This window comes from Microbacterium sp. GCM10027623, from assembly GCF_042666935.1.
Taxonomy (GTDB): domain Bacteria; phylum Actinomycetota; class Actinomycetes; order Actinomycetales; family Microbacteriaceae; genus Microbacterium.
Genome location: NZ_JBHTHE010000001.1, coordinates 598,073 through 612,781 on the forward strand (window position 1 = coordinate 598,073; position 14,709 = coordinate 612,781).

Genomic DNA, 14,709 nt, shown 5'->3' on the forward strand with positions numbered 1-14,709 from the left:
AGTGGACATGTCATTGCGGCGGGGAACCACGACTAGTTGAAGTCGCCGCCCGGGGCCATGTCGTGGAAGCGCGAGTAGTGGCCCTGGAAGGCCACGGTGATGGTCGCCGTCGGTCCGTTTCGGTGCTTGGCGACGATCAGGTCCGCCTCGCCCGGGCGCACATCCTTGTCGTACACCGAGTCGCGATGCAGCAGGATCACCATGTCGGCGTCCTGCTCGATCGAGCCGGACTCGCGCAGGTCGCTGATCGCGGGCTTCTTGTCGGTGCGCTGCTCGGGACCACGGTTCAGCTGGCTCAGCGCGATCACCGGAACCTGCAGCTCCTTGGCGAGCAGCTTCAGGGCACGCGAGAACTCCGAGACCTCCTGCTGACGCGACTCCACGCGCTTGCCGCTGGTCATCAGCTGCAGGTAGTCGATGATCACCATCTTCAGGCCCTCGCGCTGCTTGAGTCGGCGGCACTTGGCGCGGATCTCGACGAGCGTCATGTTGGGGCTGTCGTCGATGTACAGCGGCGCGTCATTGATGCGCCCGCGGGTCGCGGCCACGGTGGTCCAGTCGCGCGGGTCGAGCGTGCCCTTGCGCATGTTCTGCAGCGGGATGCCGCCCTCCGCGCTGAGCAGTCGCATCGCGATCTCGCTCTTTCCCATCTCGAGGGAGAAGAAGATCGAGGGGAAATCGTGGCCGATGGACGCCGCGCGGGCGAAATCCAGCGCCAGCGTCGACTTTCCCATCGCAGGGCGAGCGGCGACGACGATCATCTGTCCGCCGTGCAGGCCGTTGGTCAACTCGTCCAGTTCGCGGAACCCGGTCGGGATGCCGGTCATGGTGCCGTCGCGGCCGTTCGCCGCCTCGATCTCCTCCACCGCCGCGTCGACGGCGACCGTGAGCGCCACGTAGTCCTCGGCGGCCTCGGCGCCCGTCACCGAGTAGATCTCCGCCTGCGCGTTGTTGACGATGTCGGTGGCGTCCCCCTCGCCCGCGTAGCCGAGCTGCACGATGCGCGTACCGGCATCGACCAGGCGGCGCAGGATCGCGCGCTCGGAGACGATGCCCGCGTAGTAGCCGGCGTTCGCGGCCGTCGGCACGATCGAGGTGAGGGTGTGCAGGTAGTCCGCGCCGCCCGCTCGTCCCAGTTCGCCGGTCTTGATCAGCTCGTCGGTCACCGCCACGACGTCGGTCGGCTCGCCATGCGAGTACAGCGACAGGATCGCCTCGAAGATGAGCTCGTGCTTGGGCACGTAGAAATCGGCGCCCTTGAGCGTCTCGATCACATCCGCGACGGCGTCCTTCGAGAGCAGCATCCCGCCCAGTGCGCTCTGCTCCGCCAGCAGGTCGTGCGGAGGGGTGCGCTCAGGCGGGCGCGACCCGCCCAGTCGCTCGTTCGAGATATCAGCGATCGACACCGTGCTCCTCCCCCGGCGACGGCGATGCGATCGCCTGCCGTCAGCCACGCGACCGACACCCGTGCGGTCGTGCACACAGCGAATCACGAGCCTCGGACATCCGGTCTCCCTCAAGCTACGAGCAGCGCCAGGGCCCTCGCAACACACCCTGTGGATAACTCTGTGGAGAGGTTGCGGAGAACTCGGGGGTGTCTGTGCAGAGGACCTGTGGACAACCCGGTGGAGAGCATCGATATACCGCCCTCTTATTGCGTCTCACCAGGTGTTTCCCTCGTCCCCATCCTGTGGATGGGATTCGACTTCAAGCCAAGATTTAAGGTTGGCGCCCGTGAGGAGGGATGTGTAGAACCTGGGGAAAGTCAAGTGCTGATTCTGGCGCTCCGCCACGCCGCCGCACACCCGGCCGTGTGGACACGGCGTCGCTGACGAGGTATCGTCGCTCAAGCTGTTCTGGCGGGATTTCGCCGGTGCTGGGGAAGGAAAACGTGCGGTCCGCGTCTGTCGACAACCGCAGCCGAGCGATGTGGCTGCTGGCCGGCCTCGGTGTCCTCATCTGGGCCGCGCTCAGCGTGCTCCTCGGCGGGTCACCCGCCCATGCGGACGATGATTCCGTACGCCCGCCGAAGCCGGTGCACCAGCAGACCAGTACCGCCCAGCAGGCGCGACCGGCGACGGCGCACGCTTCGCCGGCCGAGGCCCAGCAGAGGCGCGCTGTCCGCGAGTCCGCCGCACCCCAGAAGCCCGCACCCCAGAAGCCCGCACCCCAGAAGCCCGCACCGCAGAAGCCCGCACCGCAGAAGCCCGCGGCCGGCCACACGATCGCCCCGCCTCCGGCGACGCCGCCCGCTCCCCGCGCATCCGCTGCCCTGCCGCAGGCCGCGACCGAGCGCATGAACGCGGCGACGCAGCGGAGGGACGCCGCGACGCGGGCCCGGGATGAGGCGCGTACGCTGACGCAGCGCGCCGCCCGCACCCTCGCACTGCACCGTCAGGATCGCGATGAGCATCCTGCGGGCCGCGACCACTCCGGCGACCCGCGCCGAGAGTCCCCGCATGCGGAGGCGGCGGCTCGGCACGACGCCCACGCGGCCGCTCGGCACCAGGCGGCCCATGCGGCGAAGCACGCGTCCGACGGCACGATTCGCGCGCACGCACAGCGCACGCACCGCACGACGACATTCGCCGCCGCACGAACCGCGCCGGCCCCGGCGGCGATCACCCCGGTCGTGACCTCCGGCGCCGCATCCGAGAAGGCGCCGAGCCCCACGCCCTTCGACACCCGCGGCGCGAGCACGCAGCATCAGCCCGCCGCTCCGCCTTCCGCTTCCTCAGCCGGAGCCGGACCGTCCGCATCCGCCGGGGTCCTGCCTGGCGCCCTCCAGGCGAGCGACGTGCTGGGGCCCCTCCTGACCGCCGTGCACGCCGGCGACGACGTGCTGCCCACGGGTCCGGCGGGCACCACCGACCATTCTCCCGACTGATCCGAGTCCCGGGCGACCCGTGCGTCGTCCGCCGATCCGGCGCGCGCAGGCGCGCGCTCACGACTCGAACCACCGATCAGGAGAACTGACATGGGCATGACAGCCCCCCGCGTCCGCATGGACGATCGCCGACACCGCACGGCCTGACGACTTCCGCCGGTGCTGCGCGTCCTTCGGGGGAAGGAACGCGCCATCGGTGGATCGGATGCCGCATCTGCGCGCCCCGTGACGCCTCCGCGCGTCCTGCGCGCCGTCGGCATCCGGCGGCGCCGTGGAGATCCCCTCCTCCGCGGCGCCGCACCTCGGGCGGTTCTCGGCTTCCCCGGCCGGCCGCCTCGGCGGGTGCCTCACCTCCCCTCGTGAGGCACCCGCCTTTTCTGTCCGCAGGCGCGGTCCGCCGACGCGGGTCCGGGCTCGTTCGGGGGCAGCGGTCAGAGCGCGGTGGATTCGCGCTCGACGAGGGTCATCGGCACCAGGGTCTCGACGCCGATCTGCTCGCCCTTGATGAGGCGCACGACGGTCGCCATCATGGCCGCCCCCTTCGCAGCGGTGTGCAGATCGACCGTGGTCAACTGCGGACTGGTGCCGGTCGAGAAGACGTTGTTGTCGACGGTGCCCACCGCGACGTCAGCGGGGACGCGCAGCCCGCTCTCCTTGAGCACGGTCATCGCGCCTGACGCCATCTGGGCGGATGCGATGAAGATGGCGTCGAAGGGGGCATCCGCCTCGATGAGTCGGCGGGCTGCCGCCGCTCCCCCCGCGGGAGTGTAGTCGCCCTCCTCGCTGCGACCGGGCTCGAGCCCGGCCGCGAGAAGCGTCTCGCGCCAGCCTCGCAGGCGCTCCTGCCCGGCGAACGTGTCCAGCGGTCCGGTGATCGTGGCGATGCGTCTGCGTCCGCGGTCGACGAGGTGCTGCGTGCCCATGACGGCGGCGGCGTGGTTGTCGACGTCGACGATATGGATCTCGTCGCCCATCTCGCCGGGCGGGCGCACACCGAAGACCACGGGAAGAGTGCGAGCGAGCTCCCGGTACGACGATGATGCGCTGTGATGCGACAGGATCAGCGCGCCGTCGACGTTGCCCCGGCGCAGGAACTGATGCGTCTTCTCCGGATCCTTCTCGGACTCGATCAGCAGCGTCAGGGAGTACTCGGTGGAGGAGGCGTACATGGCCGCGCCCTGGATGACCTCGGCGAAGTACGGATCGGCGAAGAACTCCGCCGTGCGCTCGGGGATCATCATCGCGACGGTCTGGGTCCGACGCCGGGCAAGGCTGCGCGCCGCCCTGTTGGGTACGTAGCCGACCTTGGCGATCGCGGCGTTCACCCGCGCGATCGTCTGCTCGGTGACCCGGGGCGAGCCGTTGATCACCCGAGACGCGGTGGAGCTCGAGACCCCTGCGAGAGCGGCGACCTCTTCCAGGGTCGGAATCCAGGGCTGCGCCGCGGGGGCCGGCTCCGTCGTCACTTCTGTCTCCTGCTGCCCGTCGGGCGCCTTCTCTGGTCCTCGTCTCGGAGGTGGGACCTCTACACCGTACGCCATCATGACATGCGGTTCAGTCCGGGATCACATGCCCCTCGATCAGCCGCGTCACCCACCGTCCGCTGTCCTTCACCGTGCGCTCCAGCGTGTCGTAATCGACGTGCACGATCCCGAACCGCTTGCTGTATCCGTAGCTCCACTCGAAGTTGTCGAACAGCGACCAGACGAAGTATCCGCGCAGGTCGACGCCCTGGCGCATCGCCCGGTGCGCGGCGGTGAAGTGACGGCGCAGGTAGTCGACGCGTTCGTGGTCGTGCACGCGATCGCCGACCACCTCGTCCTCGAAGGCGGCCCCGTTCTCGGTGATCATCAGGGGCAGGCCGGGGTGCTGCGCCCCCAGCGAGAGGAGAAGGTGCTCGAGTCCGTCCGGGGCGATGTTCCAGCCCATCGACGTGTACGGGCCCTCCTGGGTGAGGAACTCGACGTTCTCACTGCCCGGCCAGGCTGAGCCCCGGGCGCTCTTGTGCCCGTCGGCGTGCTCGCGCGGCGAGACGCCGTCCCACATCCGCACGCGCGCCGTGGAGTAGTAGTTGACCCCGAGGCTGTCGAGCGGCTGGCGGATGATCTCGGTGTCGCCCGGGAGCACGAACGACCAGTCCGTGACGGATGCGGTGTCCTCCAGGAGGTCGGCGGGGTACCCGCCGACGAGCAGGGGCTGGGTGAACGAGCGGTTGGCGAGCGCGTCGATCCGGCGCACGGCCTCCGTATCGGCCCCGTCGACGCCGTCCTCCGAGCGCACGACATGGAAGTTGAGGGTGATGGACACCTCGGCCTGAGGAGCCACCTCGCGGAGCACCGGCACCGCGAGGCCGTGGGCGAGGTTCAGGTGGTGCATGGCGGTGAGCGCGGCGGCGCCGTCGGTCCGGCCCGGGGCGTGACCGCCTGATCCGTAGCCGAGGAAGGCGCTGCACCACGGCTCGTTCAGCGTCGTCCACGCGGGGACGCGGTCGCCGAGCGCTTCCGCGACGATCCGGGCGTACTCCGCGAACCGGTACGCGGTCTCGCGGTTGGTCCAGCCACCGGCATCCTCCAACGGCTGCGGAAGATCCCAGTGATACAGCGTGACGACCGGGCGGATGCCGCGCGCGATCAGCCCGTCGACGAGACGGCTGTAGAAGTCGAGTCCCGCCTGGTTCACGGCGCCCGAGCCCAGCGGCTGCACGCGCGGCCAGGAGATCGAGAAGCGGTAGGCCTCCAGGCCCATCTCGGCCATCAGGTCGAGATCGGACTCGAGCCGGTTGTAGTGGTCATCGGCCACCGCACCGGTGTCGCCGTTCACGACCCGGCCCGGTGTGGCGCTGAAGGTGTCCCAGATGGACGGTCCGCGCCCGTCGGCGGTGGCGGCGCCCTCGATCTGGTACGCGGCGGTCGCCGCCCCGATCACGAAATCCGCCGGGAACTCGAGCCCACTGTCGCGGTAGTCCGGATCTCCCTGTGTGCCGGGGATCGCCGGGCTCTCACGGGTGTGGGCGTTCATCTCGATGGTCATGTCAGCCTTTCACTGCGCCTTGCATGATTCCGGCCACGAGCTGCCTGCCCGCGACGAAGAAGAGGATGAGGAGCGGGATGACCGAGAGCACGGCCCCCGCGAGAACCATGGCGTTGTCGGGGTTCTGGCCGCCGGCAGCGCTGAGTGATGCCAGCGCGGTCTGCACGTTCGGATTGCGCGGGCCCAGCACCAGCATCGGCCACAGGTAGTCGGTCCACGACGCCATGAAGGTGAACAGCGCGAGCACCGCCATCCCGGGTCGCGCAGCGGGGACGGCGACGTGCCAGAAGGTACCCCACATGCTCGCGCCGTCCATGCGCGCGGCCTCGATGAGCTCGTCGGGGATGACGTCGACCAGATACTGGCGCATGAAGAAGACGCCGAACGCCGTGACCAGGCCGGGCACGATGACCGCCTGCAGCGTGCCCGTCCACTTCCACTCGGCCATCAGCATGAACATCGGGACGATGCCCAGCTGGGTGGGGATCGCCATGGTCGCGATCACCGTCAGCAGCAGGCCGGTGCGGCCGCGGAAGCGCAGCTTCGCGAACGCGTACCCGGCGAGCGTGGAGAAGAACACGACCGAGATGGTGATCGCGCCCGAGATGATGACGCTGTTCAGCAGCGCCAGCAGGAACGGGACGGTGTCGAAGACCTTCAGCGCGTTGCTGAGGAAGTTCGGCCCGGGCAGCACGGCGGGCGGCACCAGGTTCGTGTCCGACGACTGGCGGCTGGAGATCACGAACGACCACCACAGCGGGAAGGCGGAGCCGGCGAAGAAGGCCGCGAGGAGTGCGTAGGTCAGCACGCCCGGTCGCTCGTAGAAGCGCCGGCGCTTCGCCCGTCGGTCTTCTGCGCTCGCCTGACGATCGCTGGAGTCGGATGTCGTCGCCTGCGGCGACGTGATGAGGGCGGTCATGACACTCCCTGCTTCGCGCGGACTGCCGCGCGTTCGGTGCGGGTCCTCTTCTCATCGGCGGTGCGCACAGCGCGCGTGGCGGCGTAGCTGAGCAGTCCGACGAGGACGATGACGACGAACAGGATCCAGGCGGTCGCCGACGCCCGGCCGAAGTCGCGCCGCGGGAAGCCGAGCTGGTACAGGTAGAGCACGACGGTCTGGAACTGACGGTCGCTTCCCCCGTAGGTCCGCGAATCGAACAGCTTGGGCTCGGTGAAGATCTGCAGTCCGCCGATGGTCGCGGTGATGACCACGAAGATGATGGTCGGCCGGATCATCGGGATGGTGATCGACCAGAAGCGACGCACCTTGCTGGCGCCGTCGAGCATGGCCGACTCGTAGACGTCACGGGGGACCGCCTGCATCGCGGCGAGCAGAAGCAGCGCGTTGTACCCGGTCCAGCGCCAGTTCACCATGGTGGCGATCGCGACGTGCGACGGGAACACGTCGAACGCCCAGCGGATGGGATCCAGCCCGAACAGCTCGAGCAGTCCGGCGATGGGCCCATGGAACTGATTGAAGACCTGCAGGAAGATGACCGTGACCGCGACGGGAGCGACGATGTACGGCAGCAGGATGCTCATGCGCCAGAACGTCTTGCCCCGGATGGCCTGATCCAGCAGCGCGGCCACGATGGTGGCGACGATCAGCTGCGGGATGGCGGAGAGCAGGAAGATGCTGATGGTGTTGCCGAACGCGTTCCAGAAGAAGGGGTCGTTCAGGACCGAGACGTAGTTCTCGAGGCCCACGAAGTCGCCCTGGCCCTTGAGGAGGTGCCAGTCGTACAGCGACACGTTGAACGTGTACGCGATCGGGAAGACGCCGATCAGCGCGAACAGGATGAAGAACGGCGCGACGTAGAAGTAGGGGGAGTAGGTGTAGTCGAAGCGACTGACCTTCTGACGGAACGTCAGATGAGAACGGGCAGCGCGGCCCGGTGAGCTGGTCATCGTCAAGCCAATCCGCGAGGAGGGTGATGAAGGGGTGAGCGGGTGGCCCGGCGCGGTGCGCCGGGCCACCCGGGTCGATCAGCCGACGATCTGATCGAGCAGAGTCATGGCCTGGTCCCAGGCCTCGTCGGGATCGGTGACCTCGCCCTGGCTGACCCGGTCGAAGATGGGGCCGAAGACGTTGTCCTGGATGTTGGAGTCCTCAGGTCCCTTGACCTGGGCGACGACTCCCTTCGCGCGCTCGGCGAAGATCTCGCCGACCGGTGCGTCGTTGAAGAATGCGCTCTTCGTGTCGGCGACGAGCTTCTGGCCCTCCGGCGTGCTCGGGAACGGTCCGGCCTTCTCGAAAGCCTTGGCCTGCTGCTCGGGAGAGGCCAGCCAGAGTGCGAGCTCAGCTGCTTCCTCCGGGTGCTCCGAGGTGGAGGAGACGCCGAGGAAGGCGCCGCCCCAGTTGGCCGCGCCGCCGGGGAGGACGTTGGCGAAGTCCCAGCCGCTGTCCGTGGTGCCCTCGTCGTAGTAGCCCTGCACGATGCCGAGCATCCAGCTCGGGCACATGTACACGGCGTAGTCGCCGGCCTTGGCCTCGGGTCCGACCTCCCAGCCCGGCAGGCCGGCGCCGAGGCCGTCCTTCTCCGCCTGGACGATCTTCGCGAACTGCTCCTTCAGGACCTTGTTGTCCTTGATGTTCAGGGTCTCGCCGTCCTTCTTGTAGTACCCCTCCTTCTGCTGGTTCACGAAGGAGTTCCAGAAGAAGCGGGGGCTGTGGTAGAACGCCTTGCCGGTCTTCTCCACGTACTCCTTGCCCACCTCGAAGAAGCGGTCCCACGTCGCGTCGTCCCCACCGAAGTACTCCGCGACCTCGTCGCGATCGCTGGGCAGACCGGCGGACTCGAAAAGGTCGCCGCGGTAGCAGAGACCCTGCGGCCCGATGTCGAGGCCGGCGCCGATGACCTGGCCGTCGGGCGTGGTGCCCTGCTCGTACTTCCAGTCGAGCCAGCGGTCCTTGACGTCTTCGATGCCGTAGTCGCGCAGGTCGACGAAGGCGTCCGAGACCTCGGCGATCGTGCCGAGCCAGCCCTCCTCGATCGCGACGATGTCGCTGAGACCGGTGTTGGCGGCGATCTTCGCATACGCGTCATCGCGGGCCGCACCGCCACCCTCGAGGTTCGTCGCCTCGATCGTGATGTTCGGGTGATCCTTCATGTACTGGGCGTAGGCGGTCTCGACGCCCATGGTGCCGAAGGTGGTGATGGTCAGAGTGATCTTCTCGTCGCCCCCGGCGTCGCCTGAGTCGGCCGCCGAAGAGCAGCCGGTGACGACGAGTGCCAGCGCCGCGGCGCCGGCGAGGGACGTGACGATCCTGCTTCGTGATGCTTTCACGGGTTCACTTCCTTGTGTGCATGGGTAGGTGTGGGAGCGCTTGCATTAATGCGCGTGGGAGCGCTCTCAGGTGATTTTATAGCGACCATACGCTCGTGTTTGGGGCCTGTCAAGGAATCTATGGGCGCGCTCCCACAGTGTTACGCCACGACGCGGACGTCGTCGCCGTCGCGTGCCCGCTCGTCCGCGGGGGTCAGGCGGATACGACCGAGAGCAGGCGACGCGCCTCGTCGATGGTCTCCAGCACGTCGATCGTGGACTGCAGCGGATGCAGCGGCGACTCGCTCAGGCCGTCGTCGATGTGGCGGGCCACGGCGGCGGCCTGCCAGGCCATCCCCTCGCGGTGGGTCAGCCCTGAGCGGTCCTCGAAGCGACCGCGGCGGCCGGCCGGGTCGGTCAGGGTGAACCCGCCGGGGAAGACGAAGTTCGCGTCGATCTCGAGCCGGCCGCCCGTGCCGGAGATCGCTGCCGCACCCGGGGTCGTGACCCGGATGCTGGTGCTGAGCAGCGCCTGCGCGTCCGAGGCGTACTCCATCACGAGCGCGCTCTGCTCATCGACACCCGACCGGGTCAACGTGCCGCGCGCGGTGATCGAGATCGGCGTCCCGAGGAAGAGATGACTCAGCCAGATCGGGTAGACGCCCAGGTCGAGGAGAGCTCCGCCTCCGAGCGCCGGGTCGAACAGCCGGCCGCCCGACCCGGGCGGTGCAGCGAAGCCGAGGTCCGCCATCACCAGCCGCACGTCGCCGAGCGCACCGTCCTCGTGCAGCTGCATCATGACATCCGTCCGGGGCACGAAACGGGTCCACATCGCCTCCATGGCGAACACACCGGCCTCACGGGCCCGGTCGCGGATCTGACGCGCCTGGTGCGCCGACAGGCCCAGGGGCTTCTCCACGAGCACGTGCTTGCCCGCGGCGATGGCGTCCTGCGCGAGGCGCAGGTGCTCGCTGTGCGGCGAGGCCACATAGACGATCTGCACGTCGGGGTCGTCGTAGAGCTGTCCGTAGTCGCCGTACGACCTCGGGATGTCATGTCGTGTCGCGAATGCGGCCGCGCGCTCGGGCGAGCGGGACGCGACAGCGCTCACCCTCTGGTCGGTGTGCGCGTGCAGCGCGTGCACGAAATCGGTCGCGATGGTGCCGGGCGCCACGACGCCCCACCGCAGCACGGGACCCCCGCGCAACGGCTCGGAGCGCGGCGAGGGCAGGGACAGCGGTGCGGGGGTCATGGGCCCGAACATACTGCACACGCGGGCGCGCCTGCCGTCATGAGACGACGCAGGACGCCCCGCCCTCCGAGGAGAGCGGGGCGTCCTGCGACAGACTCAGAGAGCGCTGTCGATCACTTGGCGGCGACGACCTGCAGCGTGATGACGGCGGTGACGTCGTCGTGCAGACGAACGGTCGCCTCGTGCAGACCGACCGACTTGATCGGGTTGGCGATGTGCACCTTGCGCTTGTCGATCGAGCCGAGGTCGGCTGCGGCGACGGCGTCGGCCACATCGGCCGTCTTGACGGAACCGAACAGACGGCCCTCGCCACCGGCCTTGACGGCCAGACGCACCTTGGTGCCCTCGAGCCTGTTCTTCAGTGCGGTCGCCTCATCGAGGTCGTGGATCTGGCGAGCCTTGCGGGCGGCCTGGATCGACTCGACCTGCTTGGCGCCACCACGGGTCCACGCGACGGCGAAGCCCTGGGGGATGAGGTAGTTGCGGGCGTACCCGTTCTTGACCTCGATGACATCGCCGGCGCTGCCGAGCCCGGCGACCTCGTTCGTGAGAATCAGCTTAGACATGTCCGTACCCCTCAGCGGCCAGCGCCGGCGTAGGGCAGGAGAGCCATCTCGCGAGCGTTCTTGATCGCCTTGGCGATCAGACGCTGCTCCTGCACAGAGACACCGGTGATACGACGGGCGCGGATCTTTCCGCGCTCGGACACGAACTTGCGAAGCGTTGCGACGTCCTTGTAATCAATGACGCCCACGCGGATCGACTTCGCGGGAGCGGTGGGCTTGCCACCCTTCCGCGGCTTGCGGCGGTCGCCGCTCGACTTTCCAGCCATGAGTTTTCCTTAACAGATGAGGTCGGATGCTGTGCAGCATCCGGAATTCAGAACGGGGTGTCGTCGCCGAAGCTGCCCGGAGTGCTCCAGGCGTCAGCGCTCGAGGAACCGGGGGTCGACCACGGCTCGTCCGAGACCTGCTGCTGCTGTTGCTGCGGACGGGACTGACCACCGCCGGTGGATGCGGCCCGCGTGACCTGTGCCGTCGCGTATCGCAGCGACGGACCGATCTCGTCAACTTCCAGCTCGATCGACGTGCGCTGGTTGCCTTCGCGGTCCTGGTAGGAGCGCTGACGCAGGCGGCCCTGCGCGATGACGCGCATGCCCTTGGTCAGCGATCCTGCCACGTGCTCGGCGAACTCGCGCCAGACCGACGCGCGAAGGAACAGCGCATCGCCGTCCTTCCACTCGTTGGCCTGACGGTCGAACGTGCGCGGAGTCGAGGCGATGGTGAAGTTCGCCACCGGCAGGCCGTTCTGCGTGTAGCGCAGTTCGGGGTCTGCGGTGAGGTTGCCCACCACGGTGATGACGGTTTCGCCGGCCATGATGCTTACGCCTTCGCGACCTTGGGCTTGCGAGCGGCCTTGTCGGCTGCGCGCTTCGCCTCGGCTGCGACCATGGCCTGCGCCTCTTCGGCGCGCTGGACCTTGGTGCGGAAGACGAGCTCACTCAGCTTCAGCTGGCGGTCGAGCTCCTGGGTGGCCGCGCTCGTCGCGGTGAAGTTGACGACGGCGTAGATGCCCTCGTTCTTCTTGTTGATCTCATAGGCGAAACGGCGCTTGCCCCAGACATCGACCTTGTCAATCGAGCCACCATCGTTGGTGATGACCTTCAGGAACTTGTCGAGGTTGGGGGCAACCTGGCGCTCGTCCAGCTCGGGGGTCAGAATGACCATGAGCTCGTACTGGTGCGTCACTTACCCACCTCCTTCGGACTAGAACGGCTTCCGGGGCTTTCCCGGAAGCAGGAGGGTGTGTGCATGTCGTCAGCTCCTTCGGCAAGGCGCCGCCGGGCAGACAACCTCAGAAGTCTACCGGATGCGAGCCGATCCTGCAGGACGTGCACGAACGGCGGCACCCGCAGGGGATGCCGCCGCTCGACCGGAACAGGGCTGGATCAGGGGAGCAGCGTCTCCGGGCTGCTCGGCGGCCTGGGTGGCTGACAGCCGATGACGAAGAAGCCCCGTGGAATGCTCCACGGGGCTTCTTCGTATGCGGAGCGGGCGGCGGCGGCGACGGAATCCTGGCGGGTACCGTTATCGCATGGAGTGGATCGCTGCCCCCTCCGCGGGGAACTGGTTGCGCGAGCGGCTGGACGACGGGTACGCCACGATGCACGGTGTCGTGCCGCGCGGGTACGCCGCGTACGCGCGCGTGTTCCACCCGGCATCCGTGCGGTCGCGTCCCGAGATCCCCGACGACGTCGCCGTGACCTGGGCGGATGTCGCATCCGTGTTCGCCACCCGTCTGCATCCGCTCGCGCAATGGCGCGCCCTGGTCCGCACCCCCGATGATGAGGATTGGCGCACGCGGAACGGCCCGGACGGCCGTGAGTTCACCTCTCCCGAAGAGGGTTCGATGCCGCCTGAGCTGCTGGCATCCGTCGCCCGGCACCTGGTCGAGCACACCGGTACTCCGGATGCCGGGTTCGCGGCGCTCTGGGCGGGGTGGGGCGGACTGCTGGGCTTCATGGGGCACTCACCGTCCCGCAGCTTCTTCGGATTCACCGACCAGCCCGCCCACGAGCAGATGCTCCAGCGCAGCATCCGCAGCCCCTTCGAGGACGCGTTCCGCAGGCGCACCTGGCAGGAGGGCATCCTCTCCCGCGAGATCTCCGAGGGCCCCCGCCTGCAGCTGCCCGGCCGCGAACACGTGCTGTTCTCCGCACCGCCGCGGGTGTTCGCCGACCCGGACTGGACCCTCGACGCGCCGTGGCGCGACACCGTGGCCGAGGAGCACGGCTTCCCGCCGTCGGCACAGCATCCCAGCCTCATCTGGCCGGACGACCGGGCCTGGGTGGTGGTCAGCGAGATCGACTTCGACTCGACGATCGTCGCCGGGTCCGTCGACCTGGTCCGCGCGATCTGCGCCGACCCGGCGATCGAAGCTCTGCCGCTTGCCGAGAACGCCGACCTCACGTGGAGGGCCGACCCTTCGACAGGCTCAGGGACCACCGGGTGAACCGATGACGAACTCCCCGCAGGCGCGGACCCATCCGTTCGACACCCGGCCGCTCACCGACCCGGTGGATCCCCGCGCGGCGGCGGAGTTCTGGCGCCAGACCAAGGCGAAGCATCCGACATCCGCGAGCAGCGTGATCGTGGGGGTTCTCATCGGCCTGATCGGCATCGGGATCGCCGTGCCCTTGATCGGGGTCTCGGTGTTCAGCATGTTCGCGCTGCGCGAGACAGGACCGGTCGCCTTCGTGTTCACCGTGCCGATGCTCGTCATCGTCGCGATCGCCGCGATCGGTGTTCCGCTCGGCATCCGCGCCTACCGCAGCAGCCGCGCCACCGCGTACCGGCTCTCGCGCTTCGCCGCCGCGAACGGGATGGTCTACGAGCACGCGGTCGATGACCCGCCCCTTCCCGGCATGATCTTCCAGAACGGATCTTCTCGCAGGGCGTCGTCCCTGCTGCGGGGCTACGAACCGCGCTTCGTGGAGTTCGGCAATTATCAGTACACGACCGGGTCGGGAAAGAACCGCACCACCCATCACTGGGGGTACGTGGCCGTCAAGTTGGACGTTCCGCTGCCGAACATCGTGCTCGACGCGCTCGGCAACAACGCCCTGGGCACCAATCTGCCCGCGTCGTTCTCGCGGGACCAGCGCCTGTCGCTCGAAGGCGACTTCGACCGGTACTTCACCCTGTACTGCCCGCGGGGGTACGAGGCCGACGCGCTCTACCTGTTCACTCCCGACATCATGGCGCGCTTCGTCGACCACGCCGCGCAACTGGACGTGGAGATCGTCGACGACTGGATGTTCCTCTATATGCAGCGTCCGGCGTCGACGACGGATGCCGCCACCTGGGCCTGGTTGTTCGGAGCGGTCGGCGCGTTGATGACGAAGTTCGACCAATGGGCGCGCTGGCGCGACGACCGTCTCCGCGAGGCGCAGTCCCGTGCGGTCCAGGCGCACACCGGTTCTCCCGACGCCCCGCTGCCGCCGGGCGCCCCGCTGCCGCCCCGCGCCGCTGCGAGCCCGCTCCCGTTCGCCGCTCCCGCCGGCATGCTGGAACCGCCGCCCGGTGTCGCGCTCGAGGGGCGACGACTGAAGAAGAGCTTCTCCTGGCTGACCGTCGTCATCATCGTCGTCGTGCTCGGTTTCGGATTCGTGCCGCAGCTCTTCGGCGTGCTCACCGCCCTCTTCCTGCGCTGATCGGCCCCGGGTCGGTGGGCCCCGGACAGCACGATGCCCCTCCGTCCGATCCGGACGGAG

The 14,709-nt window shown here is 68.5% G+C and carries 14 protein-coding genes; 3 read left to right on the forward strand and 11 right to left on the reverse strand.

From position 1 onward, the window contains the following. Positions 1-32: 32 nt before the first annotated feature. Positions 33-1,406 carry a replicative DNA helicase gene (gene dnaB / locus ACFQY2_RS02760; RefSeq protein ID WP_378744090.1) on the reverse strand — a complete coding sequence of 458 codons (1,374 nt, stop codon included), beginning with the start codon at positions 1,404-1,406 and terminating at the stop codon, positions 33-35. Between the two features lie 485 nt (positions 1,407-1,891). Between dnaB and ACFQY2_RS02765 the strand changes: the two genes are divergently transcribed. Then, on the forward strand, positions 1,892-2,887 hold the full coding sequence (locus tag ACFQY2_RS02765; protein WP_378744091.1) for a hypothetical protein: 996 nt from the start codon (positions 1,892-1,894) through the stop codon (positions 2,885-2,887). Between the two features lie 431 nt (positions 2,888-3,318). On the opposite strand, the gene ACFQY2_RS02770 is transcribed toward ACFQY2_RS02765, so the two are convergent. The 10 genes from ACFQY2_RS02770 to rpsF form a co-directional block, all read right to left on the reverse strand. Then, the gene (locus ACFQY2_RS02770) at positions 3,319-4,353 is read right to left on the reverse strand and encodes a LacI family DNA-binding transcriptional regulator (RefSeq protein WP_378744092.1); all 1,035 of its coding nucleotides are present in this window, start codon (positions 4,351-4,353) and stop codon (positions 3,319-3,321) included. A gap of 88 nt (positions 4,354-4,441) precedes the next feature. After that, a complete protein-coding gene (locus ACFQY2_RS02775) occupies positions 4,442-5,917 on the reverse strand; it encodes a GH1 family beta-glucosidase (protein ID WP_378744093.1) in 1,476 nt (491 codons plus the stop codon). 1 nt (position 5,918) lies between these two features. Then, on the reverse strand, positions 5,919-6,836 hold the full coding sequence (locus ACFQY2_RS02780) for a carbohydrate ABC transporter permease (protein ID WP_378744095.1): 918 nt from the start codon (positions 6,834-6,836) through the stop codon (positions 5,919-5,921). Next, positions 6,833-7,825: a carbohydrate ABC transporter permease gene (locus ACFQY2_RS02785; protein WP_378744096.1), complete on the reverse strand. Its 993-nt coding sequence runs from the start codon at positions 7,823-7,825 to the stop codon at positions 6,833-6,835. The genes ACFQY2_RS02780 and ACFQY2_RS02785 overlap by 4 nt, the downstream gene beginning before the upstream one ends. A 78-nt stretch (positions 7,826-7,903) precedes the next feature. Continuing rightward, positions 7,904-9,205, reverse strand: a complete 1,302-nt coding sequence (locus ACFQY2_RS02790; RefSeq protein ID WP_378744097.1) for an extracellular solute-binding protein — start codon at positions 9,203-9,205, stop codon at positions 7,904-7,906. Between the two features lie 193 nt (positions 9,206-9,398). Then, positions 9,399-10,436: a Gfo/Idh/MocA family protein gene (locus ACFQY2_RS02795; protein ID WP_378744098.1), complete on the reverse strand. Its 1,038-nt coding sequence runs from the start codon at positions 10,434-10,436 to the stop codon at positions 9,399-9,401. Positions 10,437-10,549: 113 nt separating this feature from the next. Continuing rightward, a complete protein-coding gene (gene rplI / locus ACFQY2_RS02800) occupies positions 10,550-11,002 on the reverse strand; it encodes a 50S ribosomal protein L9 (protein ID WP_378744099.1) in 453 nt (150 codons plus the stop codon). 11 nt (positions 11,003-11,013) lie between these two features. Continuing rightward, positions 11,014-11,268 carry a 30S ribosomal protein S18 gene (gene rpsR, locus ACFQY2_RS02805; RefSeq protein WP_307369931.1) on the reverse strand — a complete coding sequence of 85 codons (255 nt, stop codon included), beginning with the start codon at positions 11,266-11,268 and terminating at the stop codon, positions 11,014-11,016. A 47-nt stretch (positions 11,269-11,315) separates the two neighbouring features. Next, the gene (locus tag ACFQY2_RS02810) at positions 11,316-11,813 is read right to left on the reverse strand and encodes a single-stranded DNA-binding protein (RefSeq protein ID WP_378744100.1); all 498 of its coding nucleotides are present in this window, start codon (positions 11,811-11,813) and stop codon (positions 11,316-11,318) included. Positions 11,814-11,818: 5 nt separating this feature from the next. Continuing rightward, positions 11,819-12,184, reverse strand: coding sequence for a 30S ribosomal protein S6 (gene rpsF, locus ACFQY2_RS02815; protein ID WP_378744101.1), 366 nt, complete (start codon positions 12,182-12,184; stop codon positions 11,819-11,821). Between the two features lie 346 nt (positions 12,185-12,530). On the opposite strand from rpsF, the gene ACFQY2_RS02820 reads away from it, so the two are divergent. Next, positions 12,531-13,448 carry a hypothetical protein gene (locus ACFQY2_RS02820; protein WP_378744102.1) on the forward strand — a complete coding sequence of 306 codons (918 nt, stop codon included), beginning with the start codon at positions 12,531-12,533 and terminating at the stop codon, positions 13,446-13,448. A 4-nt stretch (positions 13,449-13,452) separates the two neighbouring features. Then, positions 13,453-14,649, forward strand: coding sequence for a hypothetical protein (locus tag ACFQY2_RS02825; protein WP_378744104.1), 1,197 nt, complete (start codon positions 13,453-13,455; stop codon positions 14,647-14,649). The last annotated feature ends 60 nt before the right edge of the window (positions 14,650-14,709 follow it).